Origin of the sequence: Changchengzhania lutea, from assembly GCF_006974145.1 — a bacterium.
GTDB classification, from domain to species: Bacteria; Bacteroidota; Bacteroidia; order Flavobacteriales; family Flavobacteriaceae; genus Changchengzhania; species Changchengzhania lutea.
Genome location: NZ_CP039456.1, coordinates 1,041,207 through 1,066,694 on the forward strand (window position 1 = coordinate 1,041,207; position 25,488 = coordinate 1,066,694).

Here is a 25,488-nt window from a genome sequence, read left to right on the forward strand (position 1 = left end):
ATTTTCAATTTAAATAGGGCAAAATAGTAATGAAATCTAAAGAGATATTAAAGGAATCAACTTTTTAGTATTAAAACTGAAAAGCTATTATTTTGAAAAATCTATTGAAAACACATGATGGTCAATCTCAAATTGATATGAGATTTTAAACCCATATAAATCGCATATTTTCTTAACGATTGCCAATCCAAGTCCTGTGGATTGGTAACCGTTGGACTCTCTATAAAAGCGTAAAAACAAATTCTCGGGATGTACTAAAGCTTTTTCTCCAAAATTTGAAATGATAAGAAAGTTATCTTTTGTTTTAATTGTAATATCTTCTTCCTTTTTACTGTGTTTGATAGCGTTTGAAATCAGATTATTAATCAAAATATCTGCAAGATACCCATCCATAGAAACGGATAATTCTTTTTTTGATGTATGAACTAGGTTTACAAATTGAAGCTCTTTAAAGCTTTCAATCTTTTCATTTATCAAATCTGTTAAATTAATATTTTCAATATTTACAAATTGACTGTTATCAATTTTAGTTAACGTCGTGATGCGTTTATTAAGTTGTTTTAAGCGTTGTATATCCTTTTGGATAGAGGTTATTTGCTCAAATTGCTTATCGCTAATTTCATGTTCGTTAATGATATTGTCAATTTTTGCTTGAATGATTGCTAATGGTGTTTGCATTTCATGAGAGACATCTTCTGTAAATTGTTTTAAACTCTCATAATCTGTCCTCACTTTATTTGTGAGTAAAGAAATTTCATTTTTTAATTCTGAAAACTCTAGCACATCACTATCTATAAGTTCAATGGGTACTTTTGAAGTTAAAGAGAAACGTTTCATCTGCTCCAAATTTTTAAAAAATGGGCTCCATAATTTAAGATTTCTGGTTGTATTAAAATAAAAAAGAAAAATAAATGCCAAAACGAATATAGCTATATTGGAAATAACTATGGCCAATAAAAAGTCTTCAGACTCTACCACCATATTTCTTATAGTTATTTGGTAGTTTGTTCCATTTATTACTTTGTAGGTTGAAAGTTCCCGGAACAATTCCATTTCATCCTCGGAAGGATCGTAAATAATAGTGTCTTTTAATATCTCTTTGCCTAAACGCTCTACTTTTTTGACTTCCATAACAGGCGGCAAAGAGTAAAGGGTATGGTTCTTTTCTAAAGCATCTACAATTCTGACTTCGGTTGAATATAGTACTTCTTCAACTTCACTTTCTAAAAGGGTTTTAGTATAAACATATAACGCAATTGAACTCAATAACGCTAAGAACAAACCTGTTAGAAGGAAAGTTTTAGAAGTTTTTTTTATGAGTTTCGTTTTTTTAGTCACGTACTAATCTTCTATAAATTTATAACCACTTCCATAAGCAGTTTTAATATATTTTGCACCTTCAGCAGTTAACTTTTTGCGTAAATTATTGATGTGGACATAAATAAAATCAAAATTATCGAGTAAATCACTATCATCGCCCCAAAGATGCTCTGCAATAATTTCTTTTGAGAGTACGCGTCCTTTATTGGATATAAAAAATACGAGCAAATCGTATTCCTTTCGTGTTAACGGCATTGCTTTACCATCTATATACGCTGTTCTTGATTTGGTGTCTATCCTTATTTCATTGAACTCCATAATCTCGTCGCCACCGTATTTACCACGACGAAGCACTGCATTGATACGAGAGTTTAGTTCTGCTAAATGGAAGGGTTTGGTGATGTAATCATCTGCTCCTAAATCTAGCCCTTCTAACTTATCTGTCAACGAATTATTCGCTGAAATGATAATAACTCCAGATCTTTTCTTTTCTTTTTTAATGGTTTTAAGCACATCAAGACCGCTTCCAGAAATTAAGTTGATATCAAGAATAATAATGTCATAATCGTAAATAGCTGCTTTTTCTAAAGCCTCACCAAAATCTGAAGCAACTTCACAAATATTGCCATCACGTTGTAGATACGTAACTATGGATTGTTGTAAATCGAGTTCGTCTTCAGCTATTAGATATTTCATCTCTATAAATTTAAGACAATAAAATTACTATTCGATTCTAAATTTATTCTAAAGATGAAATACCCTAATTTATTCTATGTTATCAGAATTTATAATATGTAGAAATCGATGAACTATAGGAGCCATAACCACTACGATGATACTAAAAAAAGCAGTCCCACTAAATAAGGCATAAAAAGAGGCAAATAACTTAGCCAAATCATTTGCCATAGTTGCTACTGGCCCTACTCCTGCTAGAATCATACAGGCTTTATAGAATGCGTCAATCAACGATAATAATCCAAAATACAGATATTACCATCATAACTAATGCATAGATCATATAACGTAATACTCTAATTACAAAGTTTTTCTTTTAATAAATGGACTTTTCTTTTGTTCAAATCTTAAAAACGACAGGCTCGTATTGACTTTTTAATTCTTTAAATTCACTTAAGATTTCTTTATTAAATTTGAAGTGTGGCAAAAAATTCAATCAACTTGTATAAGCTATATGATATGCTTGGATTTCTTTATTATGAGTAGCTCTAGATTTTTTTTTTGCGTTTTGTAGATAAGTAATTTTAAAGGCATGTAAAACATTAATTTAAAAGCATAAAATAAAATGTTTTCTAATATAAATTTAGATAAATTTAACATAATTATAAATACACCTTCAATTTTTAGTACTTACTTTGTTAAATAAGTTTAGTGATATTAATTTTAATAATTATGATTGCGAACTTAAAATCGAGCCATTATTTCTTCATGAAAATGTTTAAATACATCATAGGTTTTCTTTTTCTTTCTGTGCTGTTCAAAGTATCAGTTAGTACAGAAAACGTGTCGTTTTCAGAAATCCCTATTCATAATTCGGTTGAAAAAAGTCATGGAGTACAGTCCTTATCCACTATGGGAATGTATCTTTACATTGATACTGAAGCAGAATCTTTAGTGAGCATATCACACCCTGATAATCTACCTCTATCATGTGATGATGAGATATCGAAAACTGATGGTCTCCTTCATAGAAGCCGCAAGTTATCTTTAGCCTATGGCAATACCCTTCAAAATTACAACCGAGATTTTTTTAATAAATCCTTCAATAAAGAAATTATCTTTCCCTTTCATTCCTTCTGGTAATTAATAGTGTTTCATCTTACGATTAAAATATGCATAGTTTCGAACGGGACTATGCAAATTCAATATAAATTATATCACAAAAATTAAACATTATGGAAACAGGAATGATTGTTATTACAACAACCCTAATAGTAATATGTATATTGCCATTTATACTTCTTTATGGTAGTACTAAGAAAAAAATAAAACAGCTTAAAAAAGCTTTGGAAAATGGCATTTCACGGCATAATGGTACACTAACAGATTATGTAATAAACAACGATTTTGCGATTGGATTAGACAGTGCTGCCAAACAAATATACTACTACAAAAAGACTCCAGAAGGAGGGTATCTTCAAAAAGTAGATCTTAATAAGATAAAATCTTGTGAAGTAAAAAAAGAGACTAGACGCTTAAGAAACAGTAAATCAAATCATGAGACCATACAAAGAATTGCATTAGAGTTCACCTCTATAGCAAATAATGTAATTGAACAATTTGAGTTTTATGATTATAATGATAGTTCACAACCAAATGGCGAACTAGCTCAAGCAGATAGTTGGATGAAAAAAGTGAATGATTTGTTAACCAAAGACTCTACAAATTTAAAAAAACCTAAAACTAAAAAGACTTCTCTTAAATTTGCTTAAATAGCTATAAAAAGAAGTCTTTTTTTCATTGTGGTTATGTTAGAAAAGGTTGAAATCGTTCAACCTTTTCTATTTTAAACTTGAAAATTTGTATCCTGCTTATTTTTTCCTTCTGGTGGAATACAACATTTCAATACTGCTATTTTATTATTATAATAAAAAATTTCTTGAAACCGACTATCCCCGAGGCAAGCCGTAGGGGTGTTTTGCCGGTTTCATTTTGGCCTTAGGGCCAAAAACCGAAATTTTGTATTTTACCTCACCCAGAACTGCTGAAAATGGCAGTTCTGACCTCTCCCAAGGAGAGGTAAACAGGAAACCCCGACCCAAGGGTCAGAGAATCTTTAGATTAAAATTTAATTATTATTGTTAATGCAAAAAAAACTTAACCAAATCGAAGCTACTGCCATTTGTGGAAACGATATAAGTTCATCCTGTTTATACGTCTCGGCACTTGCTATTGTATATGCTGGTCAGTATGCTTGGATATCACTACTTATAGTGGCAACTGTATTATTCTTTTTTAGAAAAATATATGGGGAGGTTGTTGGTGCACTTCCGTTAAATGGTGGTGCATATAATGCGCTTTTAAACACCACAAAAAAATCTACAGCATCATTGGCAGCCTCACTAACGGTATTGTCTTATATGGCAACTGCGGTAATATCAGCGAGTGAAGCAGTAAAATATATGCACAGTATCTGGTCTGTAGTTCCTATTATTCCGTCAACTATTGTTTTGATGTTGCTATTTATGGGATTGGTAATCATTGGAATAGGAGAATCATCAAAAGTTGCTATTGCCATTTTCCTTTTTCATCTCTTATCTCTAACACTCCTCTGCGGATTTTGTCTTTACTTTTTCTGGCAGAATGGGACGTCAACATTGTTTGCAAATTTTAATACTCCTGTTAAAGGTGGTATTGTGAGTGCTCTATTTTTAGGCTTTTCAGCTGCTATGCTAGGTATTAGTGGATTTGAAAGTTCTGCCAATTATGTTGAAGAACAAGAAAAAGGAGTATTTCCGAAAACCTTAAGAAATATGTGGATTGTTGTTACCATTTTCAATCCATTAATCGCTTTTCTGGCTTTGGCCATATTACCGATGGATAATGTTATAGCTAACCAAGATGCTTTACTTTCTGTTTTAGGTAATACCGCTTCTGGCAATTGGCTCTCATTACTAATTGGTATTGATGCTGCTTTAGTTTTGAGCGGAGCTGTATTAACGTCTTTTGTAGGTGTAGGTGGGTTAATGCAGCGTATGACTCTGGATCGCATACTACCAAAAGTATTATTGAAAAAAAATAATCGTGGAAGTTTTTATTTGATATTCATTCTCTTCTTCATTTTGTGTGCTTCAATTCTTTTAGTCACTAAGGGAGACCTTGCGAAATTGGCCGGTGTTTATACTATTGCCTTTCTCTCGGTAATGGTGCTGTTTGGTATTGGTAATTTATTACTTAAGGTAAATCGTTCAAGGTTACCTAGACCAGAGCGGTCAAGTTGGCTTGGTTTGTTTATTGCTATAGCTGCTGTAATAGCGGCTATTATTGGTAATATTGTTTTAAACCCACAATATCTCGCTATTTTCATTGAATATTTGCTGCCCACTTTAGCTGTTGTTTATTTTATGCTATACAGAACACATATCTACAAACTATTCTTAAAAATTATTGCGTATCTATTTCCTGATAAAGGCACTTTATTTCAAATGTTGAACAAAAAAACAAAGCAACTTTTAGCAGAAATAAATAACCAACAGTTTGTATATTTTACCAATCATGATGATATTGCAACTCTCAATAAAGTAATGCTTTATATAAAAAATAATGAGCCTACGCGAAAAATTAAAATTGTGGCGGTACTTGATAAAAATAAAAGCATAGCAAAAAATTTAATTAATGATGTAAAAGTTCTTGATAGAGCCTATCCCGAAATCAATATAGAATTTATTGAAGAACCTGGAACTTTCGGTCCCGAAAAAATTAATGAGCTTTCAGAGCGCTGGCATATTCCTAGCAATTTTATGTTTATTGGCTCACCTGGATATAAGTTTCCCTATAAGATTCAAGAATTGGGAGAAGTTCGACTAATCATTTAATGTAAAGTTTTTGTTTTATTTCATCTATACTTTCCATCGTAGCTTCATAGCCTATATCAAAAAGTTCGTTGGATCTTTTTACGTCGAACATCCCATATTTAAAAGACTTTTTGATTTCGATTGCAATATTACATTGGTGCAGGCGATGTTGCATTGTTCCCCAAATAGCAAGCTGTAAACATCGCTCGGCAATATTTCTGAATCCTCTTATTTCATCTCTAGTTTCGTGAGGACAAACACTAATTCCTATTACTTTCTCGCAATGTTTTAATAATGGCTCTACTGGAAGATTATTTAATAATCCACCATCTACGTATGTGTTTCCATTAATTATGACCGCCTTAAACAATAGAGGCAACGCACAAGATGCCGCTAAAACCTCAAACAACTCACCTTGTGAGGTTATCTCGAATTTCCCCGAGTTGATATTAGAAACACAAATGTGTAAAGGCAGTTTTAATTCTTCAAACTTATTATTAGCTATATGGTTTTTCAAAAAATCTTTTAGATAGGTCACTAGCATCCGAAAGTTTTTAGAGAAAAGCAGAAATCATAGGTCTATCCCAATGTTTTCGTTTAAAATATTAGATTATCCAGAAAATAAGTCTGCGTCAAACACCCATTCCTTTTGTGTAGTAAACGTGACCTTACGCACGCCTTCTCTTACGTGATTGCATACATAATCCAGTGATAGATAATGATACAGGCAGAATCTTATTTTTTCTGATAAATTGGAAAAAGCAACTGCTTTTTTGGAGATAGTTCGTTTTATGAGCTCTAAGAGCAGATAATTTATCAGGGCTACATATATTTGGGACTTTACTGCATTTTCACTGGTTCCCCAAAAGGTCTTTACCTGTAGGTTTTGTTTTAAGGCTTTAAAAAACAGTTCTATGTCCCAACGTTTCTTGTACAGTTCCGCAATGGTATTGTATTCCCGGTCAAGTTGGTTTGTAACAATGGCTATCACTTTGTTTTCATCTTCTTTACAGACGTGTGCCAATCTTAGTTTTTGTCCTGAAATCCCTGTTTCCATTGCCTTGTTTGAAGTCAGTTGGATTATTTCATCTTTCAGTATATTTTGGTCAACGTTATCCGGTAATTCTAGTTCTTCTATCGTTTGGTACAACGTATTGGACTTGATCCTGGTAACAAATACATTTTCTGCCTTTATCCTGTTGAGCATCAGTTCAAAATCAAAATAAGCCCTATCTTCAACTATAATGGTGTCTTTAGGATAAATCAATTGCTTTAACCCATATCTGTCGTGCACCTTTGCTTCTGTAATATTTACCACATCCGGTATCATTAAATTGTAATCCCAACTTGTATGTAATTTAATGCCCCCTTTTGCTGTCCGAAACTCTGCCCAATCAAACATGGCCAAGCATAAGGATATCGTTGAGCTATCTATTAGTTTAACAACCTTGCCCTTGATCTCTTTTATGATGTGGGTATTGTGATGTTCTTTCAGCACTGATTTATAATGGCTCAATAAACGATAATACAAACTCTCAAACACGCGCCAGTCCCTGATTTTATTGCCATCACTCATTGTGGAACGCGCAGGGCTTTGGCGCAGGCCCAAGTCGTTTATGAAAATTTCGCTTACTCCGATCCCTGCCGATATATCATTCAAGCTCTGGCACTTATTGAGCTGTCCGAAAGTTAGAGCTACAAACTGATCGTATGTTCTGTATTTATGAACACCTTTGTCCGTTTTGTAAGTATTTGTGCAACTTTTAATTAACCAAGGTGGTACTAAATCTAATAGTTGCCGAATTATTGGTTTATTGGTATTTTTGTTTCACCTGAAGAGTCCCATATTTGAAAAGTTTTTCGTAGAACCCTAAAATAAGAGATTCTGAGGGCTTTTTAAAATAGCGACTTTCGGATGCTACTGAATTTTTTTATAAGACGAAGAAACCCTATGGGTCTCTCAGGTCCATAGGGTAATGTAAATTGCTATTATCAACAAAAAAATTGAGGGATTATCAAATTTTGAAGTGTTGATATTCAAATATAAGTATTAGCTTCATCTTCGAACTGCGGAAAACCCGTAACACCTTTACGGGTAAGCTGGAAAACCCAAATATACTTTGAGTTTTTAGGGGTAAAAAAAAGCCATAAAATTAAAACATTAACATAATTTGAAGGAAGGTTTCTACAACTAAACAAAGCCTTTTTTTCTGGCTTCACCAATAAGCGTTTCGTCCTGGCCATCCTGAACATCAAAGATGTCCCGTAATTGCTTTTTTCGCTTTTCAATAGCGCTTAATGAAATGTCTAAATGAGAAGATAAATTTTTTGTTTTCACACCCTGAGAAAGTAAATGCAGAATTTTCCTGTTTTTCTCGTCAATGACAATATCTGTGGTAATGGCCTTTCTTATATGGCTATTCACAGTACCGCTATAAAAGGGTGGGTTATTGAGCACGGCTTGAAATGCACTTGCCAGCTCACTTGAGGTTAAATCACTTTTTATTAAAAAGCCTTCTGGATCTATGGTTTTTATTATGTTATGAATTCTAAACGATTCATTAAACATGGTTAAAATAATAATTTTAGCATTTGGTAAAATAGACCTTGCATAGACTGCTAAGTCTTCTCCTGATGTCATCACGCCATCTGTTGAAGGTGGCAGACTGATATCGACAAACAACACATCATACAAGGTATTGGACTCTAAGGATTTATTCATCAATAATACCGCCTCATCGCAGTTATTGGCGATATCAATATCCAATTCTTGATTGTCTCTTTTGGTAAATAACAAGGTGTTTTGATACCCTTCTATAATCATAGGATGGTCATCAATCATCAATATTTTAATCATTTCAGTCATGCAATATATTTTAGGTTAGGGGAATTTCTATTGTAACTGTAGTGCCTTCGTTTTTTTCTGAAGTAATATGTATTTTTCCGTTGATTTCATTTATTCTGGAATTCATATTTTTTAAACCAATTCCAGATTTAGCCTTATTAACATCAAATCCTGAGCCGTCATCAGTGATAGTAAAGCAAATTACATCATTTTTAAGTTTAAAACTAATATTAACATGTTTAGCATCGGCATGCTTATAGATATTGTGAAGCGATTCTTGCACAATTCTATAAATGTGAATTTTATTTTTATTGGATACTTGATCCCAATTAATAGTCTCGTCATGCTCTAGGTTATATGACAACTTGTAGACATTCGTTTGGGTTTCAACTAAAGTTTTTATGATATCTATAAATCCAGATCCAGAAACAAAATCAGTATTTAATTCATGTGATACCTTTCTTATATCTTCCTCAATGGTTTTAAGTTCAGCGATGTATTGCTCACGTGTTTGTATGGCCTCTTTAGTTGAACCCATATTTAAACTATCTAAATTTAAACGCGTACCAAATAAACGTCCGAGTACGCCGTCATGCAATTCTTGAGAAATTCTTTTTTTCTCTAAAGCCCGGGCCTCTTCAATACTTTCGTTCTGGGAAAGCATTAAATTATAAATTTCTTCGTTGGTCTCCTGTTGCTTCTGAATAAACTTAAGCTCTTTATTTTTATTTCTTTGAGTGATTATAATATAAACCATTAAGGACGCAATAACCAGTATTATAGATATTACGGTAAGCCACATTCGTTGTTTTGTTATTTTTACATTCTTTGCTTCAATTTGTTGTGTCTCAAAACGGATTCTCGCGTATTTATTCCGTAATTTTCTTTCATTTTTTTGTAGGCTGTCGTTTAAAGTGATGTATTCATTAAAATGTTTCACTGCCAAACTATCCTCTTCAATCTTTGATAGAAGTAAAAGTGACTTTAATAAGTCGTCATTGTGATATTCCTTAGATATATCTTTCGCTCTATAAGCATAATATTTAGCAGAATCCTGGTTCTCTATATTATTATAGAATTCTGCTAAATGTTGGTTTATAATTATAGAATTGTAACTTCTATCCTCAATACTATCTGCTATTTTAAGTGCCTTTAAATAGAGCTTCGGTAGCCGCTCTCTATTGTTTGATAAATATAAGGTATGGGCATAATTGTCTAAAACCAGTGCATAAAAATCTGGACGTTCATTAATAAGGTTTTTATTGTCGAGTATTTGATTATAATACATTAATGCCAAGTCAAATTTATGGGCATTTTTATAGGTATTGGCTAAGTTGTTTTTTGAATTGTCTATGGTAGCCATATTATTGCCATCCAGCTTGTTTTTTAATTCTAGAGCCTTTTGGTGATACGATATAGATTCATCAAATTGTTCGAGCTGATTAAAAACCATACCAAGGCTGTTAAAAATAAATGATTTAAGTTTTATAACATCATCATTTTCATCCAACGATTCTAATAAACTCAATGCATTTATTGAAGTAACTTCGCTACCTCCAAAATCTTTTTCGTCTTTCTGGATCAATGCTATTCTCAGTAGTACAAAAGCTGCATGAAATCTCTCATCTAGTCCTTTATAAAGTTTTTCCGCTTTGAAATAATAGTGATAGGCACTGTCTGATTTTGCTTCTACTCTATAATAACGTCCTAGGTTAGCATAAGTTTCGGCTAAGGAGAGTGAATCATTTAATTTTTGCGAAAGAAGGCTGTTTTCAAAATTAACCTGTTTATAAAGTCCAAATTGATTAGTGTCCCAAAAGAGAGCGGATAAATTTTTATTAGATTTTAAAATAAGTGAGTCGATACCTAATTTGAAAGACAGATGCTTAGATCGATTAGCATTTTTCAATCTATCCTCCATAGATAATTCGCTTCGGTCTCTCAAAGATTGATTGTAAATAATAATGGAATCTACAATTGATTTTTCACCAGATTGTGAAAATGTTACTTTAGAGATAACTATGAATACAATCTGTAATAATCTTAATTTCAACTTGTAAAATAATAATGGATTCCTTCAAATGTATTTATAATTTTTCAATTTATATAAAAGAAAATACCCTTTATAAATTTATAAAGGGTATTTAAATTTTTTAATAAACTTTTTATATTGGCTTATTCGCCTTCATTAACACCACCACCAGTATAAGTTGTTTCTGTTGGTTCAGCAACTAACATTTCATCTTCATTTAAATCTTGTTTTACACAAGAGGTTAGAGATGCAAATAATACAGTAACAATTAAAATAATTTTTAGGGATTTCATATCTATTCAATTTTAAGGTTATACAGTTTTTCTCTTTGTTAAAAAATAATTGACCAGACTTTCAAAATTCAAAATCTTGGTTGAGGGAAAAAATGGATAATTAACTTTAAAATCGAATACACAATAATGCGCACAGATTTATCAAAACTATGAGGGAATATGACTAAAAGTCAAAAATTGAATGGATTAATGTATCTTAAATTACTGAGGGGAAATACTTATTGTCGTAATTAAGAACAGCTAAAATAGATATGCCTATCGATAAATCATTATTTTATCGACAAAATACATATTTCATAGATTAAATGCGTTATTTGCCTAAAAATAACATACTATTATCGCGTGGAATCCCCTTTTAACAAACTTGTTTTCACTATTTTGGTCTTAAAATCTTCACGCGCAGAAGTGTTTTGTAGCCTGTTTACCAGTAATTGTGTGGCATTCGCTCCTATAACTTTTGCATGTTGCCTTATAGTGGTGAGCCGTGGTATGGAATGTATCGAGGTGGCCTTACTTGCAAACCCCACGACCGACATGTCTTTTGGTATTTTAAGCCCATAATTTATCGCTACATTTATAGCAATAATTCCAGAGGAACTATCTGCAGCAATAACACCATCAATAGATTTATTCTTCTTTAAAAATGATTTTATTTTCTTCTGTGAATCCTCTTTTCTTTTTATTTTTAGAATAATAGCCTCATAGTTATCAGATTCCAATATAGCCTTCCTATAGCCTCTTTCTCGTAATTTACCAACACTTAGATCATCAATGTTGCTTATAAATGCAATATGTTTTCGGTTTTCAGCCATTAACTGCTTCGTGACATTATAAGTCGAATCAAAATCATCCACAATCACCTTGTCACACATCACGTCGTGCGCCACCCTATCGAACATAACGATAGGTAAACCTTGCGCCATCGTATCTTTAAAATGATTGACTTCGTTTTTAATCTGCGTTTCTTCTGCTACACATAATATAAATCCATCAACACTGCCGTTCGCTAATAACTGTAAACTTTGCTTTTCTTTTAATAACGATTCATTCGAAATGCAGGTGATGATATTATAACCCAGTAACGTGGCTTCTCTTTCTATACCAAAAAGGACTTTTGCCAAAAAGTGATTTAATATATTAGGAATAATAACCCCTATAGTTTTTGTTTTATTCTGCTTTAAACTAAGCGCGACCTTATTGGGCTTGTAGTTGTACAACTTAGCCAGCTCTTTAACGCGTTTAACAGTTTCCTTGCCAATTTCTTCGCTGTTATTCAAAGCCTTAGACACGGTAGAAATCGAGACATTTAATTCTTTAGCTAGCTGTTTTAATGTAACCATATAATTGGACTCCTTAGTTGGATGATGCAATTTACAAAAATAGACGCAGTATCAAATCAATGCTAAAATAAGTTATGAGTAATTTCGGTTTTATCTCAATTTTAAAAAGATGTAATTTCTATAATTATTATAAGAACTGTAAACAATGCAATGGCGACTTAGCCAAAATTATAATCACACATGCCAGAACCCAAAAGACTAACGCTACTAAATTAAAATGTATATGTAGTTTAGTCATATGGTTAACACGTCACCCTGAATTCACTTCAGGGTCTCACATTATTATGTTGATTTACAACATTATGAGATTCTGAAACAAGTTCAGATTGACGTACATTATAATTTTATGACCCCTTTACGGATAATCATAAATTAAATATTAAAAAAACTCGTATTAAGACAAATTTATTTTGGATAGAGACAAAAAAGCCAATGATTGATTATTATTTTTAAAAAGTAAGTCATATTGGCTTATATAATTCTTAAAATAACATTATTATGAGCAGTCCATTATCAGATAAGACAAGAGGCAATTGGAATATTGCCAAAGGAAAACTAAAGCAAAAATGGGGAGACCTCACAGATGACGATCTCGATTACCAAGAAGGGAAAGAAGATGAAATGTTGGGCAGAATCCAAAAAAAAACAGGGGAGTCCAAACAGCGCATAAACGAGTTTCTTGAAAATCTTAAGTATGATTAGTTCATTAACAACCTTCTGCTAAAAAAATCCCGAGCCCTACGGGATTTTTTCATTCATACAAGTGCCATAAATTTTAAATAAGATATGCCTTAAAACAAAAAAGCATCCCAATCTTCTTATTCAGAAAAAAGGAAAGCTTTCCATTGGTTTAACTACTTAAACCTTTAGCAAACACTGGGTGTTTACTAACAACACAACGTCATGATTATTGCCAAAAAAAGTCCTAATTTCTCAGAGCTCTTTAGCAATACTTGCGGTCTGGACGGGACTGTAACCTTGCTCTATCAGCCCAACCATAGCAGTACAACTGCCAAATATCTTCATTAATGTTGACGATTTGTGACCTATTTACAATATTCAATAGTTCATTTTGATTTCGTCTGCCGCAAAAATAGTAATTTGAATCAATTAAATATATTTTATATGAATAAAAATTAAATAATTATAACTCAATTAATCAGTTGGTCATAATCAAGCTAACTTTATAAATCAAGAAGCTGATGATGCTTTAGAAGAAGTAATTAACTTTTAAAATTCGACCGCATCCATAACGACATCAAATCGATTTTTAACTAGGAAGCCGAAAAAGGGAAATCAAAATGGAGTGATTACAGTTGTCTATAAGGGATGGAATATTGTCTATAAAGGATTAAACTCAACTTGATATATGTATAATCTTAAATTTATCTCAATTGTAAATTAATTCATACTAAGTTTGTTGCCAGACATACCACACCTATGGACCATTCTGAAATCACCTATATTCTATCTGCCAATAAGGCAGCCATGGATCTCTATAAGGAATCCAAGGAAACACTTATAAAATCGGCCAGTTATGATTTTATGGTGTTTAAGTGTTCTGATTGGGATGACATTTTGGAAGACATGCAAGAATGGGAAGATTATATGACTATAGATGAATCTACATATCATACGCTATATAGTAACCTGTGCATTAAGTTTAGAGCGCTTATAAAATTCTTCTAAGGATAGCTTGTGAATAACGTAATTTTTATTCGATAGGCACTTATTTAAAAACATGCCAGTGCATCAATTTTGATAATACTTTTTTTTATTAAAATGGTAAAAATAATTCATCAAAGATTTGGCAGTAAAATACCATGTTGCCGAATCTTTGGTTTTTTAACGCTACATACCAAATAGCAAAAACCATGACTCAATTTACAACATCTAGTGGCAATTTGAAAATTTTACGTTAGTCAGAATTGAAAAAAATTGCAACGCACAAATAAAAATACAGTCTTTTATCAAAACACATTGAAAATATTCTAATTATGAAGAAAGTACTCTTGTTATTGTGTTTGACAATTTTATTTACTAATTGTCAAAATAAGGAAAGAAAAGAACAAAAAATTAATTACGTTTCCGATAGCATTTGGACTTATTCAGACAGGAAAGTGTATTCTATGAGAAATATAGACTCAACAGATTGGGATATGGAAATGCTTTTAGCGGATATTGAGTCTGTTAAACAAAATAAATGGCCAACAAAACCTGCCCTATCAAATTTTCCATCAGCTGTGGCTAAATATGGCACAAAAGTAGGCGCTACTGGAGTGGGAACTTTTCTTGGAGGGCTTGAGTTAGAAATGGAAGGAAAGTTATTGAAAGGTGTTATCGTTGGTTATCAAAGAGATAAATACAGAGAAGTTATTGACCAAAATGATTTGTATGGGATTAAATTCAATCTATTGTGGGTAACCGTAGACCTAAACTATGAAAACGGAAGTAATAGCGTAGTATCGAGAAATTATCCTCATTATCTATCAACAGGAAAACAAAAAACCAATCAAGGTAATATTGATTGGGTTCAAATGACTTTAGCAGACGGAAGTAACTTTGCAATAATCAATCAACGCTACTTTGATTTAGAGTTTGGAAAAACTATAATAATTATGCCATTAAAAGATGGTTCATTGAGGTTTTATCAAACTAATGAATCTATTGGTTCATTGGGAAAATATAACGAACAAATTTTTTCTAAAAAGGCAAAACAATATTATGATAAACTAAAATCAAATAAAGATTTAATTCTATTACTCAAAAACAACAACATTGTTGAACAGGAAATAAACTGAAAATAACTATAGCTAAGCCGTGCATAAGCCATTGCTTGGTCAACGCTTATCTGGAAAATCCTATGGGATTTCCCAGCGGAGTTTTGTACCTTTAATGGTTAGTGCCGAGACACGCCACTAATCATAAACACGTTGGCATTCATTTACAAAACAAATAATATGAAAAAAGAGATTTTGATATTTACAACAAGTTTTATGATCTTAACCCTAATGGGATGTTCAAGTAAAATAATCCACTTAGCAAATGATAATTTAGATGTTAGAAATAGGGACATTATATCAATTAATAGTACCACCAACACTTTGGTATTGAATAGCAAAATAGGAGATGGAATTGCAATAATCAAAGGCTTGGAATTCGATGATGGGATTATTGAATTAGAGTTAAAAGGAGAGAATAATCCAGGAAAAAGTTTTGTGGGTATTGCATTTAATATTCAAAATGACACTACATACGAAGCGATTTACTTCAGACCATTTAATTTTAAATCTGATGAAAAAATAAGAAGAGAACATTCTGTTCAGTATATCTATCATCCTAAATATAGTTGGCGATTTTTGAGAACCAACTTTGAAGGGCAATTCGAGGCTGAATACCCACGCCAACCATCACCTGAATATTGGTTTGGAATACAGGTTAAAATTGATGATAAAAAAGTTTACGTTTATGATAAAAAAACAAACACGGAATTATTATCAATAAAGCGATTAACACATCAAGTATCTAATAGAATAGGACTCTGGACAGGTTATAACTCGAAAGGTGAGTTTAGAAATTTAAAAATAAGGAAATAGAAAACGAAATGTCAACAACGTATCCTATTAATTCATTGCTACGGATTTTCCTTCGGAAAATCCTCTCATTTTTGCTATCTTCGTTTCTCAGCGGAAAGAATCCTGCGGATTTTTCCGTAACGAAATCATAGCCCAAACGTTGTGTGATTTAAGAACAACCTAATGGAAAATTTTGATGTAAAAAATAATGTCAATCCCTTTTTAGTTAAGGGAGCATTAATTGTAATTGAAAATGAAATCTGTAAAATAGTAGATATGGATTCAGAGAGTATTTTCGCATTGGATAAAAATGGTGAAAATAAAACTATATCAAATAAAGAATGGGAACCAATTGAATTAAATGAAAGTTGGTTGAAAAAGTTTGGTTTTGAAAAAGGTTCAAAAATAAAAAACACTTCAACTAACGTAGATTGGGTAATAAAAACTACAGGAAATATATATTATATTACTATTCACAACGACAATGCTTATGGAGACAATCCTGTAATCGGACTTAAATACGTTCACGACCTACAGGAATGGTTTTTTAGATTAACAAAGGAGAACTTAAATTACATTGAAATTTAAAAATGGCCTTTTTTGGCTTTCTTAAAAAAAAGAAAATGCCGATTAACTTTTCAGAAGAAAACATTTCGGAATTGACTCTGAAATCGGATTTACTTGGACAAACTCTAATTGACAATGGACTTGGATTTTATGTCGACCATTTGTCTCAAATCCGACTTTCGGCTGACAAAAAAAATGAATCGGAATTTAGGAAATTGGTAATTAGTCGAGAATTATTCGGAGGAGCTGGAGCACTTTGGGAAATCTATATTGAGAATCTGGCTGAATATCAAAAATATAATAAACAATTTTCGGAATATGTTGACTTACTTACTCAAATGGGAATTAAAAACGGACGAGTTAAACAGATTCAGAAAACAATGCGAAAACTGAATTAAAAAATAAAAAACCACACCGTATCCTATGAAAAATTGCTGGTGTTGTGCTAAAACAAACGTGCAACTTTCCATATAAACACGTTGTAACACATTCTGAGAGTCCTTGTGCGTTTAGAGTTTATATTAATAAAACTATATGAGACCCAAAACTAAATATACTAAAAGCGGTGATTTTAATATTGCGTATCAAGTGGTAGGTCAAGGATCAATTGACATTTTATATATTCCTGGTTGGGTTTCAAACATTGATATGATGTGGTCCGAACCAAGGCTTGCTACCTTTTTAACTAGGCTTTCCTTATTCTCTAGACTGATTATTTTCGATAAAAGAGGCACAGGACTTTCAGATCGTTCAGATGAGTATTCCACTATGGATGAGCGAATGGACGATATCAATGCAGTATTGGATGCTACAAATTCAGAAAAAGCATTTTTATTTAGTCATTCAGAAGGAGGATCGGTTAGTCTTTTGTTTTCTTTAAAGTATCCTCAAATAACTTTAGGAGTAATTGGTTTCGGAATATTTGCAAAACGGAGGTATTCAAAAGATTACCCTTGGGCTCCTAAAGTTGAAGAACGTGAAGTTTCTAATAAATTAATTGAAGACAATTGGGCACATGGAAATCTTGATGGGCTTAGGTCTTTAGTTCCATCATTAGCGCATGATAATGGATTTATGGATTGGTTGGCTAGTTATTTACGCTCTGGCGCAAGCCCTAAAGCTGCATTAATTTTACATAAGCAGTGTGCACAAATCGATATAACTGATATTTTGGGCTCAATCAAAGTTCCAACGCTTCTTCTGTTTAGAAAAGATGACATAGAAATTCTTGTTGAAGAAGGTAGATATCTAGGAGAACGCATTCCTAATTCTAAACTTGTTGAATATCGCGGCAAAGATCATCTTTTCTGGACAGGTGACACTTATCCGATTTTAGCAGAAATAGAAGAATTTGTTACCGGAATTCGTCCAAACAAATCAGAATTTCAAAGTGCAAAGCAAAAAAGTAGCAAAACAGGAATAGATCTAGCAACTGTAATGTCTGAAAATTTCTTATATAATTTGAAAGTTGAAGAATTCGCCAAATTATGTGGCCGAAGTTTATCCGCGTTTAAAAGAGATTTTAAAAACACATTTAATACGACACCATCTAAATGGATAAAGTCTAAACGACTTGAGTATGCGAGAGCACTTCTTATAGAAAGTAATTTAAACATAAACCAAATCTGTTATGATTGCGGTTATATAAACGCATCACATTTTATAAAATCTTTTAAAGAAAAATATAACATTCCTCCTCAAAAATACAGATCTGATAACATTAGAACATAATTTGTTGTTTGGACGTTTTAGAATGTTTTTTGAACTTTTTTGAAAGCTCTATGTACTTGTTTTTAGTGAACTTTACAGTATTCATTTAAACAAATACTACATTATGAAAACTAGATTAGCACTTATATTAATTTTGATTTTAGGATTAGCACTTACTAGCTGTAAAGCACAAGTTGACCTAATCAATGACGAATTTCCTGAAGCGAAGCAAGAAGTTATGGAAACTTTTGGAGCAATTGCACAAAGCATTAAAGATGGCGATTTAGATAAACTAATTTCATTTCATGCCTACAGTCCAAAGTTTACAGAATTTAAAAACGGAGCACCACGAAATGGTGGTGAAGCTAACGAAGTTCACGAACGCAATGTTTTTGGTTCGGTAACCGAAGTTGTGAAATTTGATGCTAAAGATTTACAAATAGCTGTATATGGTGATGTTGCCAACCTAACTTTTCACTCAGATTTTCATTTAAAATTTGGTGAAGATTTAATAATCGTAAATGATCAAATTACTTTATTGTTTGTAAAAACTAAAGATGGTTGGAAAATGGTACATGAACACCATTCGCCTCTTCAGAAATAAAAAAACAAGTATTCAATTTTTTTAGACCTCCATATAAAAGCTAGAGTTGCTTTAAGTAGACTCTAGCATTTATAGCATAAGTTTAAAAATTTACAAAATATAAATATTGAAAGTAATGGGCGAAATAATTAAAACTCTAGCAGTCGTTTTTTTAGCAAACTTAATGGCTTGTAACAATAACCAAAATCCCAAGCTAAATCCTGAGTCTAATTCAACTGGAATTATTTCGTTTAAAAATATTGAGTTTAAATCTCAAGGAGCAATGCTTAGAGGAAGGCTATATTTACCTGAAAACAATTTGAAAAAAAACCCTTTTGGGAACTTTTAATACCTGCACTATTGTAATAAATATTGATTAAAAACTTTGTATTTATGAACTAAAACAAAAAAAGCATGAAACAAATCCTCACAACAACAATCGCAATAATTGCTTTGGCAGTTACAACTTTTGCACAAACCGGCTCCATTGACACCACCTTTGACCCGGGTACAGGAACGAACAGTTCTGTCTATACCTCTTCCATTCAAAGCGATGGAAAAATAATTATTGGAGGTTTTTTCGTTACTTACAATGGAACTGCGAGCAATCGGATTGCCCGCCTGAATGTTGACGGAACGCTGGATGCCAACTTTAACCTGGGAACAGGAGCGAACTCTTTTGTCTTGACAAATTCCATTCAAAACGATGGAAAAATTATTATTGGAGGCCTTTTCACTTCTTACAATGGAACTGCGATAAATCGGATTGCCCGCCTGAATGCTGACGGAACCCTTGACGGCTCTTTTGCCCCGGGAACAGGAGCGAACAATACTGTCGAAACTAGTTCCCTTCAAAGCGATGGGAAAATTATTATTGGAGGCGATTTTACTTCTTACAATGGAACTGCGATAAATCGGATTGCCCGCCTGAATGCTGACGGAACCCTTGACGGCTCTTTTGCCCCGGGAACAGGAGTGGACGATACTGTCAGGGCTTTTTCAATTCAAGGCGATGGGAAAATTATTATTGGAGGCGATTTTACTACTTACAATGGAACTGCTAGAAATCGGATTGCCCGCTTGAATGCTGACGGAACCCTTGACGGCTCTTTTAACCCGGGAACAGGAGCGGACAGTTTTCTCTGGGCTACTTCCCTTCAAAGCGATGGGAAAATTATTATTGGAGGCTTTTTCACTACCTACAATGGCACTGCGATAAATCAGATTGCCCGCCTGAATGTTGACGGAACGCTGGATACGACTTTTAACCCGGGAACAGGAACGGACTTCGAGGTCCAAACTATTTCCCTTCAAAGCGATGGGAAAATTTTTATTGGAGGTGCTTTCACTACTTACAATGGAACTACGAGAAATCGGATTGCCCGCCTGAATGTTGACGGAACCCTTGACGGATCATTTAATCCGGGAACGGGAACGAACAATAATGTCTTGACTATTTCTATTCAAAGCGATGGAAATATTATTATTGGAGGCAGTTTCAATTTTTACAATGGAACGGGAAGAAACATGATAGCGAGAATTTTAGGGGGATCGACAATGGGGTTAACATTAATTGGCAATTCCACGAGCATTACGGTTTATCCAAATCCTTTTTCCCTACAGACAACTTTACAGTCAGACCGTTTTTTAAAGAATGTGACTATGACAGTTTACAATATACAAGGACAGGTGGTAAAAGAAATTAAAAACATTTCGGGGCAGACAGTTACTTTATTCCGTGACAATCTTCCAAGCGGACTGTACTTCATTCAGATGACAGAAGCAAATAAGATCATCACGGCAGCCAAATTAGTAATTACGGACTGACACGAATGGCTAACAACGGTAATCGTTGCACAACCATAAGCATTCCTGCTCCACTTTTCACTCTTTTTTGGGTGAATTTCAGATACTTTTTCAGGTTATAAGCAATGGCGGATAGATGCATTACTTTGTTTGCCTGTTTTATTCCCAATGTATTTATTTTTCGAAGCCCCAGAAACTGGGTGAGCGTTCTGCTTATCGTGGAATGCCAGGGTAGTTCCTCATCAATATCATAGCCTAAAAAGTATAAGATATCTAGGCATAAACTACAATGACTTATTAAATCTCTATCACTAATAATATTCTCCAAATAACCCACCAAACAGAGTTTAAAGAAAACAACTGAGTCAATACTTTTTTGACCACTTTCCCCGTAATACGGTCTGGTCAGACCATAAAGGAAATCCAATTCTAGAACCGCTTTTAAGCGTCTGTAAAAATTGTGCTTTGGAATCCGCTCGCTCAGTTGAAATTGCGAACAATTTTTCTTGGTAATCTTTCTTGCCTTGCATAACTAAAGTTAAGAAATAACAAAGCTACTTTTATTTTGGAATGCTATCTTTATCAACAAACTTGTGCAACAGGCACAACGTGTATAATTAATTGCTTGGTTCTAGACTACTTACGAAAATCCTCGCGGATTTCTATTCGGTTTTTATTTGCTAACTTTAGTGTTTAAAACACGCAACTTCACAGTATGATACGGAGTGAAAAGTAGTACTTTAAGGTACTGAACACGGAGGTAATCTGTTTGTTTTCCGTGTGGCTGGCGTCATTCAGATGGCATGATCTTTATGTAGGCTTATTTATGGAACTCGGCATTTAAAAATGGAGTGATGAAATTAAATAGTAAAAAAAGCAATGATTTATGAGTATTGTTCGAGCATTATATATTCTGTTATTTGGGGCTTTTGCCGTTAGTTCTCAGGCACAATCTGCAGTAGAGATTAGGGTCAATTTAGAAGGCTACCCAAGCAATATGCCCAAAAAAGCACTTATTCTTAGTAAAGGCGCATTGGACAATCCAATATTGATATTAAAAAATGATAAAGGAGTAACACTAAAAGAGTACAAGTGCCCACCTCATGAAAAGTCTTGGCATCCATTTTCTCATTATTATATAGCCGATTTTTCAGATTTTCAAAAAGCAGGAAAGTATTACTTTGAACTAGAAGAAGGCGAAATTGTAAGTCAATTTTTTAATATTGGCGCTTATCCTAAATGGCAAGAAGATGTCATTGGTTTTATAAGAACACAACGTTGTGGTTTTAATCCGTATACCAAGGAGTTCTGCCATCAAAGAGACGGGTTAAGTTTCTTCGGTAAAAGATTGGATTCCACCAGAATTGATGCTACGGGTGGTTGGCACGATGCCGGTGACCAGTTAAAATATCTTATTACAAGTAGCAACACTACTGCCAGATTGCTTATGGCGTATCAAATGAAACCAAGCAGTTTCAATAATGAATTTGATGCTAGAGGTTTACAGGGTGCAAATGAATTACCTGACGTACTTGATGAAGCAATGTGGGGGCTGGAATGGATATTGAAGCTTCACCCAAGTCCCGATGAACTGTACCACCAAGTGGCAGATGATAGAGACCATAGAGGCTTTAAACTACCCCATGAAGAAAATGCTGATTATGGATGGGGACCAAATAGTTTCAGACCTGTTTATTACGCTACAGGTAAGCCACAAGGCCTTTCTAAATACAAAAGCCAAGCAACAGGAATCGCTAATTTAGCTGGTCGTTCGTCTGCTACGCTAGCATTAGGGTATCAAGTCTTTAGCCAGTTCAAGGAATATGAAGTATTTGCCCAAGCATGCCTAAAGGCTGCGCAGGAACTTTACAACATGGGAAAACAGCAAGAAGGATACCAACAAGGTAACAGCTATGGTTCTCCTTATCGTTATGAGGAAAATACTTGGGCGGATGATATGGAATGGGCTGCTGCTTGTTTGTACAAAATTTCTAAAGAGGAGAAATTTCTTAAAGATGCCAGAGCTTATTCAAAAATCATTGGCACCTGGTCTTGGATGGAACGAGACTCTACCAGCCATTATGAAATGTACCCCTTTGTAAATATGGGGCATTATGCTCTGTGGCAAGTTGGTGATTCGACGGATAAAAAAGAGATGAGCAGGTATTATGAACACAATTTAGAAAATGTAAAAAAGAGAGCGGAGGAAAACCCGTATGGAGTAGGTCATCTGTTTATTTGGTGTTCTAATAATCTGGCTGCTGCAGTCGCTACACAAGCGATGTTATATGAAGAAATGACGGGTTCAACGAAATATCGCTTTCTCATGCAAAATCATGTGAATTGGTTATTAGGTTTAAACCCATGGAGTTCGAGTATGATTACAGAAATTCCTGAGAATGCTGATACGCCAGTAGATGTGCATATGCCATTTTGGAAAATTTTTAAAAAACCAATCAAGGGAAGCCTTGTTGATGGTCCGCTTTGGTCCTCCATTCATGATAAAATGTTAGGAATTACGCTGTCTGAACCTGACGAATACGCTCATTTGCAGCCTAAAAATATCAAGTACATGGATGACTGGGCAGATTATAGTACTAATGAGCCAACGCTAGATGGTTCGGCAGAATTACTTCTTATTTTAACCCATTTGAGTAGTGAACAAAATTAATTTAAGTTGTCTGTTTTTTATAATCACTATATCGTTTTATGCACAACGTATAGTTGATAAGGAAGGTGCAATTGTTAGGTCTGATACCTTGAAGAAGAATATTTACCTATGTTTTACAGGTCATGACCATGCTGAAGGATTTGAAAATGTAATAAGTGTTCTAAATAAACAAAAAGTGAAAGGGTCTTTCTTTCTTACTGGTGATTTTGTGAGGAGCAATGAGAATTTAGTAAAAGAGCTTTCAAAAAGTGGACACTTTGTGGGAGCTCATTCTGATAAACATCTCCTGTATTGCGACTGGATTAAAAGAGACAGCCTTTTACATTCAGAAAAACGTATAAAAGAGGATATTTTGCAGAATCTTAATGCCTTGAAAAAGCTAGAGATTTGTCCCAAACATTTTATGCCACCATATGAATGGTATAATAAAAAGGTGGTGGAAATAGCCTTGCAATTAAACCAAATAACGGTCAATTTTTCTAGTGGCACTCGTTCGAATGCCGACTATACAACCCCTGAAATGCCCAACTATATCTCAAGTAATGATATTTTAAAAAGCATATATAGCTATCTATCATTAAACAGTATGAATGGTTTTCATTTACTAATCCATCCTGGAACCAGCCCAAAAAGAAAGGATAAATTCTATTTACGACTAGATGAACTAATTAATAAATTAAAGAAGGAAGGCTATCAATTTTCTAAGTTTTAACTTTGAGTAAAGTGGAGCAAGATTTACGAAACATCAAATATTTTTAATAAAAAGGGAAATAATGACGGCACATCAATAAATATAGGCATTAGACGGATAGTGGTAAGTGTGAACATGAGTAAATTTAACAAAATATATAACCGTTTGATAAGGAAGTGCTTTGAAATGCTCAACAAACCATATCCCTTAACGAACATTTACGAAGTCGCTTAGAAGAAATGATTGAAACAAAGAAATATTCTGAATTATCTGAACAAGTTAGAGATCAACTGAATTTATATATAGAAGGTGAATTTGGACAAATTCCAATTGTAAATGAAACGGAATGGGCGGTCCCAAATTGGACTGTAATATATTATGATACAACTCAAATAGCCACTTTCTATAATATTGTCGAAAGGGAAATTACCATTGACGATAAAATATTTAGAGTTGGTGGAATAAATAACGTAATCACACCAAAAGAATTTCGTGGGATGGGTTACGCATCAAAAACTTTAAGGGAAACAGAAGATCTGATCTTTGAGGACTTGAATTGTGAAATGGGAGTTTTACTTTGCGCAGATGATTTGATTCCTTTCTATGAAAGATTAAATTGGTATAAAATAGATTGTTCCGTTTATTTTGAACAGTCAAGCGGAAAAAAATTGTGGGGAGCAAATATTATGCTATTGACTAGGAATGAAAAAATAAGTCCTTATAAAATTGAATTGAACGGTTTGCCCTGGTAAAAAAACGACACCACAATAACGGTAACCGTTGCACAACACTTAAAAATGAAAACCGAAACATCAAAAGTGACAATACATATGGTTTCCAGTCTTGATGGATTTATCGCCAAAAAGGACGGAACTGTATCGTGGATGCAATCGACCGACAACTACCAAAAAGGAATTACACTTACCGATGAATATATTGCGGAATATCTAAAATCTATAGATTGCTATATAATGGGTTCAAAAACATATGAACGTGCTCTTGAACTTGGATGGCCATATGGCAATAAACCAGTTTTCGTTCTGACCCAAAACAAACTCAAAACCGATAAGGAAAATGTGCAATTCTCTTCGGGAGAACTTGAAAAGATTATAAATGAAAAATTGAAACCGAATTACAAAAATATTTGGATGGTCGGAGGCTCAAAACTGACAAAGGAATTTATGCGATTGGGTTTGGCCGACAAAATTGTTCTGACCATTACACCAATAATTCTTGGAGACGGAATACTGTTTTTTGATTACATTGGTAAAGAATATTTATTGCATTTAGAAGATGTTATGGCATTTAAGGATGGAATGGTGGAATTATGCTACGAAATTAGAAAGGAATAAAAAAACGTGTGCAATACCGTATCCTAAAAAATTGTTATTTTTAGCTTAACCAATGTGAGTTGCTCGTTTGCAAGCTTCTAATTTTCCTGCGGAAAATCCTCGCATACAAAACCGCACTATTATCATAAATGTTAACTGCAACCGACTGCATACTTAAAAGAAATGAAGAACATA

The 25,488-nt window shown here is 33.4% G+C and carries 26 protein-coding genes and 1 pseudogene; 17 read left to right on the plus strand and 10 right to left on the minus strand.

Annotated features, from left to right (window positions below; genetic code table 11):
* Window positions 1-87: 87 nt before the first annotated feature.
* From FAF07_RS04855 to FAF07_RS18470, 3 genes are all read right to left on the minus strand, one after another.
* Entirely contained in the window at window positions 88-1,338 is a 1,251-nt protein-coding gene (locus FAF07_RS04855) for a sensor histidine kinase (protein ID WP_142784044.1), read from the minus strand.
* A 3-nt stretch (window positions 1,339-1,341) separates the two neighbouring features.
* The gene (locus FAF07_RS04860) at window positions 1,342-2,016 is read right to left on the minus strand and encodes a response regulator transcription factor (protein ID WP_142784045.1); all 675 of its coding nucleotides are present in this window, start codon (window positions 2,014-2,016) and stop codon (window positions 1,342-1,344) included.
* A gap of 69 nt (window positions 2,017-2,085) precedes the next feature.
* Entirely contained in the window at window positions 2,086-2,259 is a 174-nt protein-coding gene (locus FAF07_RS18470; RefSeq protein ID WP_185956518.1) for a hypothetical protein, read from the minus strand.
* A 468-nt stretch (window positions 2,260-2,727) separates the two neighbouring features.
* Here FAF07_RS18470 and FAF07_RS04865 point away from each other — a divergent pair, with 468 nt between their 5' ends.
* The 3 genes from FAF07_RS04865 (at window position 2,728) to FAF07_RS04875 (ending at window position 5,870) form a co-directional block, all read left to right on the plus strand.
* The gene (locus tag FAF07_RS04865; RefSeq protein ID WP_142784046.1) at window positions 2,728-3,138 is read left to right on the plus strand and encodes a hypothetical protein; all 411 of its coding nucleotides are present in this window, start codon (window positions 2,728-2,730) and stop codon (window positions 3,136-3,138) included.
* Between the two features lie 92 nt (window positions 3,139-3,230).
* The gene (locus tag FAF07_RS04870; protein ID WP_142784047.1) at window positions 3,231-3,767 is read left to right on the plus strand and encodes a hypothetical protein; all 537 of its coding nucleotides are present in this window, start codon (window positions 3,231-3,233) and stop codon (window positions 3,765-3,767) included.
* A 372-nt stretch (window positions 3,768-4,139) separates the two neighbouring features.
* Window positions 4,140-5,870, plus strand: a complete 1,731-nt coding sequence (locus FAF07_RS04875; RefSeq protein WP_142784048.1) for an APC family permease — start codon at window positions 4,140-4,142, stop codon at window positions 5,868-5,870.
* Here the strand turns inward: FAF07_RS04875 and FAF07_RS04880 are convergent.
* The 6 genes from FAF07_RS04880 to FAF07_RS04900 form a co-directional block, all read right to left on the minus strand.
* On the minus strand, window positions 5,863-6,393 hold the full coding sequence (locus FAF07_RS04880) for a patatin-like phospholipase family protein (protein WP_142784049.1): 531 nt from the start codon (window positions 6,391-6,393) through the stop codon (window positions 5,863-5,865). The genes FAF07_RS04875 and FAF07_RS04880 overlap by 8 nt on opposite strands.
* A 66-nt stretch (window positions 6,394-6,459) precedes the next feature.
* Complete coding sequence (locus tag FAF07_RS04885) at window positions 6,460-7,656, minus strand: IS4 family transposase (RefSeq protein WP_246067818.1); 1,197 nt, start codon at window positions 7,654-7,656, stop codon at window positions 6,460-6,462.
* 384 nt (window positions 7,657-8,040) lie between these two features.
* The gene (locus FAF07_RS04890) at window positions 8,041-8,715 is read right to left on the minus strand and encodes a response regulator (RefSeq protein WP_142784050.1); all 675 of its coding nucleotides are present in this window, start codon (window positions 8,713-8,715) and stop codon (window positions 8,041-8,043) included.
* A 10-nt stretch (window positions 8,716-8,725) separates the two neighbouring features.
* Window positions 8,726-10,747 carry a tetratricopeptide repeat-containing sensor histidine kinase gene (locus tag FAF07_RS04895; RefSeq protein WP_142784051.1) on the minus strand — a complete coding sequence of 674 codons (2,022 nt, stop codon included), beginning with the start codon at window positions 10,745-10,747 and terminating at the stop codon, window positions 8,726-8,728.
* Between the two features lie 122 nt (window positions 10,748-10,869).
* Complete coding sequence (locus tag FAF07_RS18475) at window positions 10,870-11,019, minus strand: hypothetical protein (protein ID WP_185956519.1); 150 nt, start codon at window positions 11,017-11,019, stop codon at window positions 10,870-10,872.
* 335 nt (window positions 11,020-11,354) lie between these two features.
* Complete coding sequence (locus tag FAF07_RS04900) at window positions 11,355-12,359, minus strand: LacI family DNA-binding transcriptional regulator (RefSeq protein WP_142784052.1); 1,005 nt, start codon at window positions 12,357-12,359, stop codon at window positions 11,355-11,357.
* A gap of 498 nt (window positions 12,360-12,857) precedes the next feature.
* On the opposite strand from FAF07_RS04900, the gene FAF07_RS04905 reads away from it, so the two are divergent.
* The 10 genes from FAF07_RS04905 (at window position 12,858) to FAF07_RS04950 (ending at window position 20,621) form a co-directional block, all read left to right on the plus strand.
* On the plus strand, window positions 12,858-13,061 hold the full coding sequence (locus FAF07_RS04905; RefSeq protein ID WP_142784053.1) for a CsbD family protein: 204 nt from the start codon (window positions 12,858-12,860) through the stop codon (window positions 13,059-13,061).
* Between the two features lie 738 nt (window positions 13,062-13,799).
* Window positions 13,800-14,048, plus strand: a complete 249-nt coding sequence (locus FAF07_RS04910) for a hypothetical protein (protein WP_142784054.1) — start codon at window positions 13,800-13,802, stop codon at window positions 14,046-14,048.
* A 308-nt stretch (window positions 14,049-14,356) separates the two neighbouring features.
* Complete coding sequence (locus tag FAF07_RS04915; RefSeq protein WP_142784055.1) at window positions 14,357-15,160, plus strand: hypothetical protein; 804 nt, start codon at window positions 14,357-14,359, stop codon at window positions 15,158-15,160.
* A gap of 159 nt (window positions 15,161-15,319) precedes the next feature.
* Window positions 15,320-15,955, plus strand: a complete 636-nt coding sequence (locus FAF07_RS04920) for a hypothetical protein (RefSeq protein ID WP_142784056.1) — start codon at window positions 15,320-15,322, stop codon at window positions 15,953-15,955.
* Between the two features lie 162 nt (window positions 15,956-16,117).
* A complete protein-coding gene (locus FAF07_RS04925; RefSeq protein ID WP_142784057.1) occupies window positions 16,118-16,522 on the plus strand; it encodes a hypothetical protein in 405 nt (134 codons plus the stop codon).
* 2 nt (window positions 16,523-16,524) lie between these two features.
* Window positions 16,525-16,899: a hypothetical protein gene (locus tag FAF07_RS04930; RefSeq protein WP_142784058.1), complete on the plus strand. Its 375-nt coding sequence runs from the start codon at window positions 16,525-16,527 to the stop codon at window positions 16,897-16,899.
* Between the two features lie 136 nt (window positions 16,900-17,035).
* On the plus strand, window positions 17,036-18,232 hold the full coding sequence (locus FAF07_RS04935) for an alpha/beta fold hydrolase (protein WP_142784059.1): 1,197 nt from the start codon (window positions 17,036-17,038) through the stop codon (window positions 18,230-18,232).
* Between the two features lie 103 nt (window positions 18,233-18,335).
* The gene (locus FAF07_RS04940) at window positions 18,336-18,815 is read left to right on the plus strand and encodes a nuclear transport factor 2 family protein (RefSeq protein WP_142784060.1); all 480 of its coding nucleotides are present in this window, start codon (window positions 18,336-18,338) and stop codon (window positions 18,813-18,815) included.
* 115 nt (window positions 18,816-18,930) lie between these two features.
* Window positions 18,931-19,143: a hypothetical protein gene (locus FAF07_RS04945; RefSeq protein ID WP_142784061.1), complete on the plus strand. Its 213-nt coding sequence runs from the start codon at window positions 18,931-18,933 to the stop codon at window positions 19,141-19,143.
* 65 nt (window positions 19,144-19,208) lie between these two features.
* Window positions 19,209-20,621 (plus strand): T9SS type A sorting domain-containing protein, encoded by a 1,413-nt coding sequence (locus tag FAF07_RS04950; RefSeq protein ID WP_185956520.1) that lies wholly within the window; start codon window positions 19,209-19,211, stop codon window positions 20,619-20,621.
* Window positions 20,622-20,793: 172 nt separating this feature from the next.
* Here the strand turns inward: FAF07_RS04950 and FAF07_RS19140 are convergent.
* Window positions 20,794-21,130, minus strand: a pseudogene (locus tag FAF07_RS19140) (transposase); the annotation flags it as partial.
* Between the two features lie 356 nt (window positions 21,131-21,486).
* Here FAF07_RS19140 and FAF07_RS04960 point away from each other — a divergent pair.
* The 4 genes from FAF07_RS04960 (at window position 21,487) to FAF07_RS04975 (ending at window position 25,314) form a co-directional block, all read left to right on the plus strand.
* Window positions 21,487-23,271, plus strand: coding sequence for a glycoside hydrolase family 9 protein (locus FAF07_RS04960; RefSeq protein WP_142784062.1), 1,785 nt, complete (start codon window positions 21,487-21,489; stop codon window positions 23,269-23,271).
* Window positions 23,258-23,983, plus strand: coding sequence for a polysaccharide deacetylase family protein (locus tag FAF07_RS04965; RefSeq protein WP_142784063.1), 726 nt, complete (start codon window positions 23,258-23,260; stop codon window positions 23,981-23,983). Before FAF07_RS04960 ends, FAF07_RS04965 begins: the two co-directional genes overlap by 14 nt.
* A 218-nt stretch (window positions 23,984-24,201) precedes the next feature.
* A complete protein-coding gene (locus FAF07_RS04970; protein ID WP_142784064.1) occupies window positions 24,202-24,714 on the plus strand; it encodes a GNAT family N-acetyltransferase in 513 nt (170 codons plus the stop codon).
* Between the two features lie 45 nt (window positions 24,715-24,759).
* Complete coding sequence (locus FAF07_RS04975) at window positions 24,760-25,314, plus strand: dihydrofolate reductase family protein (RefSeq protein WP_142784065.1); 555 nt, start codon at window positions 24,760-24,762, stop codon at window positions 25,312-25,314.
* Window positions 25,315-25,488: the final 174 nt, after the last annotated feature.

Excerpts from the sequence above, each read along its gene's own strand:
- FAF07_RS04860 (WP_142784045.1), bottom strand. The coding sequence starts at position 2,016 with ATGAAATATCTAATAGCTGAAGACGAACTCGATTTACAACAATCCATA.
- FAF07_RS18470 (WP_185956518.1), bottom strand. The coding sequence starts at position 2,259 with ATGATTCTAGCAGGAGTAGGGCCAGTAGCAACTATGGCAAATGATTTG.
- FAF07_RS04865 (WP_142784046.1), top strand. The coding sequence starts at position 2,728 with ATGATTGCGAACTTAAAATCGAGCCATTATTTCTTCATGAAAATGTTT.
- FAF07_RS04870 (WP_142784047.1), top strand. The coding sequence starts at position 3,231 with ATGGAAACAGGAATGATTGTTATTACAACAACCCTAATAGTAATATGT.
- FAF07_RS04875 (WP_142784048.1), top strand. The coding sequence starts at position 4,140 with ATGCAAAAAAAACTTAACCAAATCGAAGCTACTGCCATTTGTGGAAAC.
- FAF07_RS04880 (WP_142784049.1), bottom strand. The coding sequence starts at position 6,393 with ATGCTAGTGACCTATCTAAAAGATTTTTTGAAAAACCATATAGCTAAT.
- FAF07_RS04890 (WP_142784050.1), bottom strand. The coding sequence starts at position 8,715 with ATGACTGAAATGATTAAAATATTGATGATTGATGACCATCCTATGATT.
- FAF07_RS18475 (WP_185956519.1), bottom strand. The coding sequence starts at position 11,019 with ATGAAATCCCTAAAAATTATTTTAATTGTTACTGTATTATTTGCATCT.
- FAF07_RS04900 (WP_142784052.1), bottom strand. The coding sequence starts at position 12,359 with ATGGTTACATTAAAACAGCTAGCTAAAGAATTAAATGTCTCGATTTCT.
- FAF07_RS04905 (WP_142784053.1), top strand. The coding sequence starts at position 12,858 with ATGAGCAGTCCATTATCAGATAAGACAAGAGGCAATTGGAATATTGCC.
- FAF07_RS04910 (WP_142784054.1), top strand. The coding sequence starts at position 13,800 with ATGGACCATTCTGAAATCACCTATATTCTATCTGCCAATAAGGCAGCC.
- FAF07_RS04915 (WP_142784055.1), top strand. The coding sequence starts at position 14,357 with ATGAAGAAAGTACTCTTGTTATTGTGTTTGACAATTTTATTTACTAAT.
- FAF07_RS04920 (WP_142784056.1), top strand. The coding sequence starts at position 15,320 with ATGAAAAAAGAGATTTTGATATTTACAACAAGTTTTATGATCTTAACC.
- FAF07_RS04925 (WP_142784057.1), top strand. The coding sequence starts at position 16,118 with ATGGAAAATTTTGATGTAAAAAATAATGTCAATCCCTTTTTAGTTAAG.
- FAF07_RS04930 (WP_142784058.1), top strand. The coding sequence starts at position 16,525 with ATGGCCTTTTTTGGCTTTCTTAAAAAAAAGAAAATGCCGATTAACTTT.
- FAF07_RS04935 (WP_142784059.1), top strand. The coding sequence starts at position 17,036 with ATGAGACCCAAAACTAAATATACTAAAAGCGGTGATTTTAATATTGCG.
- FAF07_RS04940 (WP_142784060.1), top strand. The coding sequence starts at position 18,336 with ATGAAAACTAGATTAGCACTTATATTAATTTTGATTTTAGGATTAGCA.
- FAF07_RS04945 (WP_142784061.1), top strand. The coding sequence starts at position 18,931 with ATGGGCGAAATAATTAAAACTCTAGCAGTCGTTTTTTTAGCAAACTTA.
- FAF07_RS04950 (WP_185956520.1), top strand. The coding sequence starts at position 19,209 with ATGAAACAAATCCTCACAACAACAATCGCAATAATTGCTTTGGCAGTT.
- FAF07_RS04960 (WP_142784062.1), top strand. The coding sequence starts at position 21,487 with ATGAGTATTGTTCGAGCATTATATATTCTGTTATTTGGGGCTTTTGCC.
- FAF07_RS04970 (WP_142784064.1), top strand. The coding sequence starts at position 24,202 with ATGATTGAAACAAAGAAATATTCTGAATTATCTGAACAAGTTAGAGAT.
- FAF07_RS04975 (WP_142784065.1), top strand. The coding sequence starts at position 24,760 with ATGAAAACCGAAACATCAAAAGTGACAATACATATGGTTTCCAGTCTT.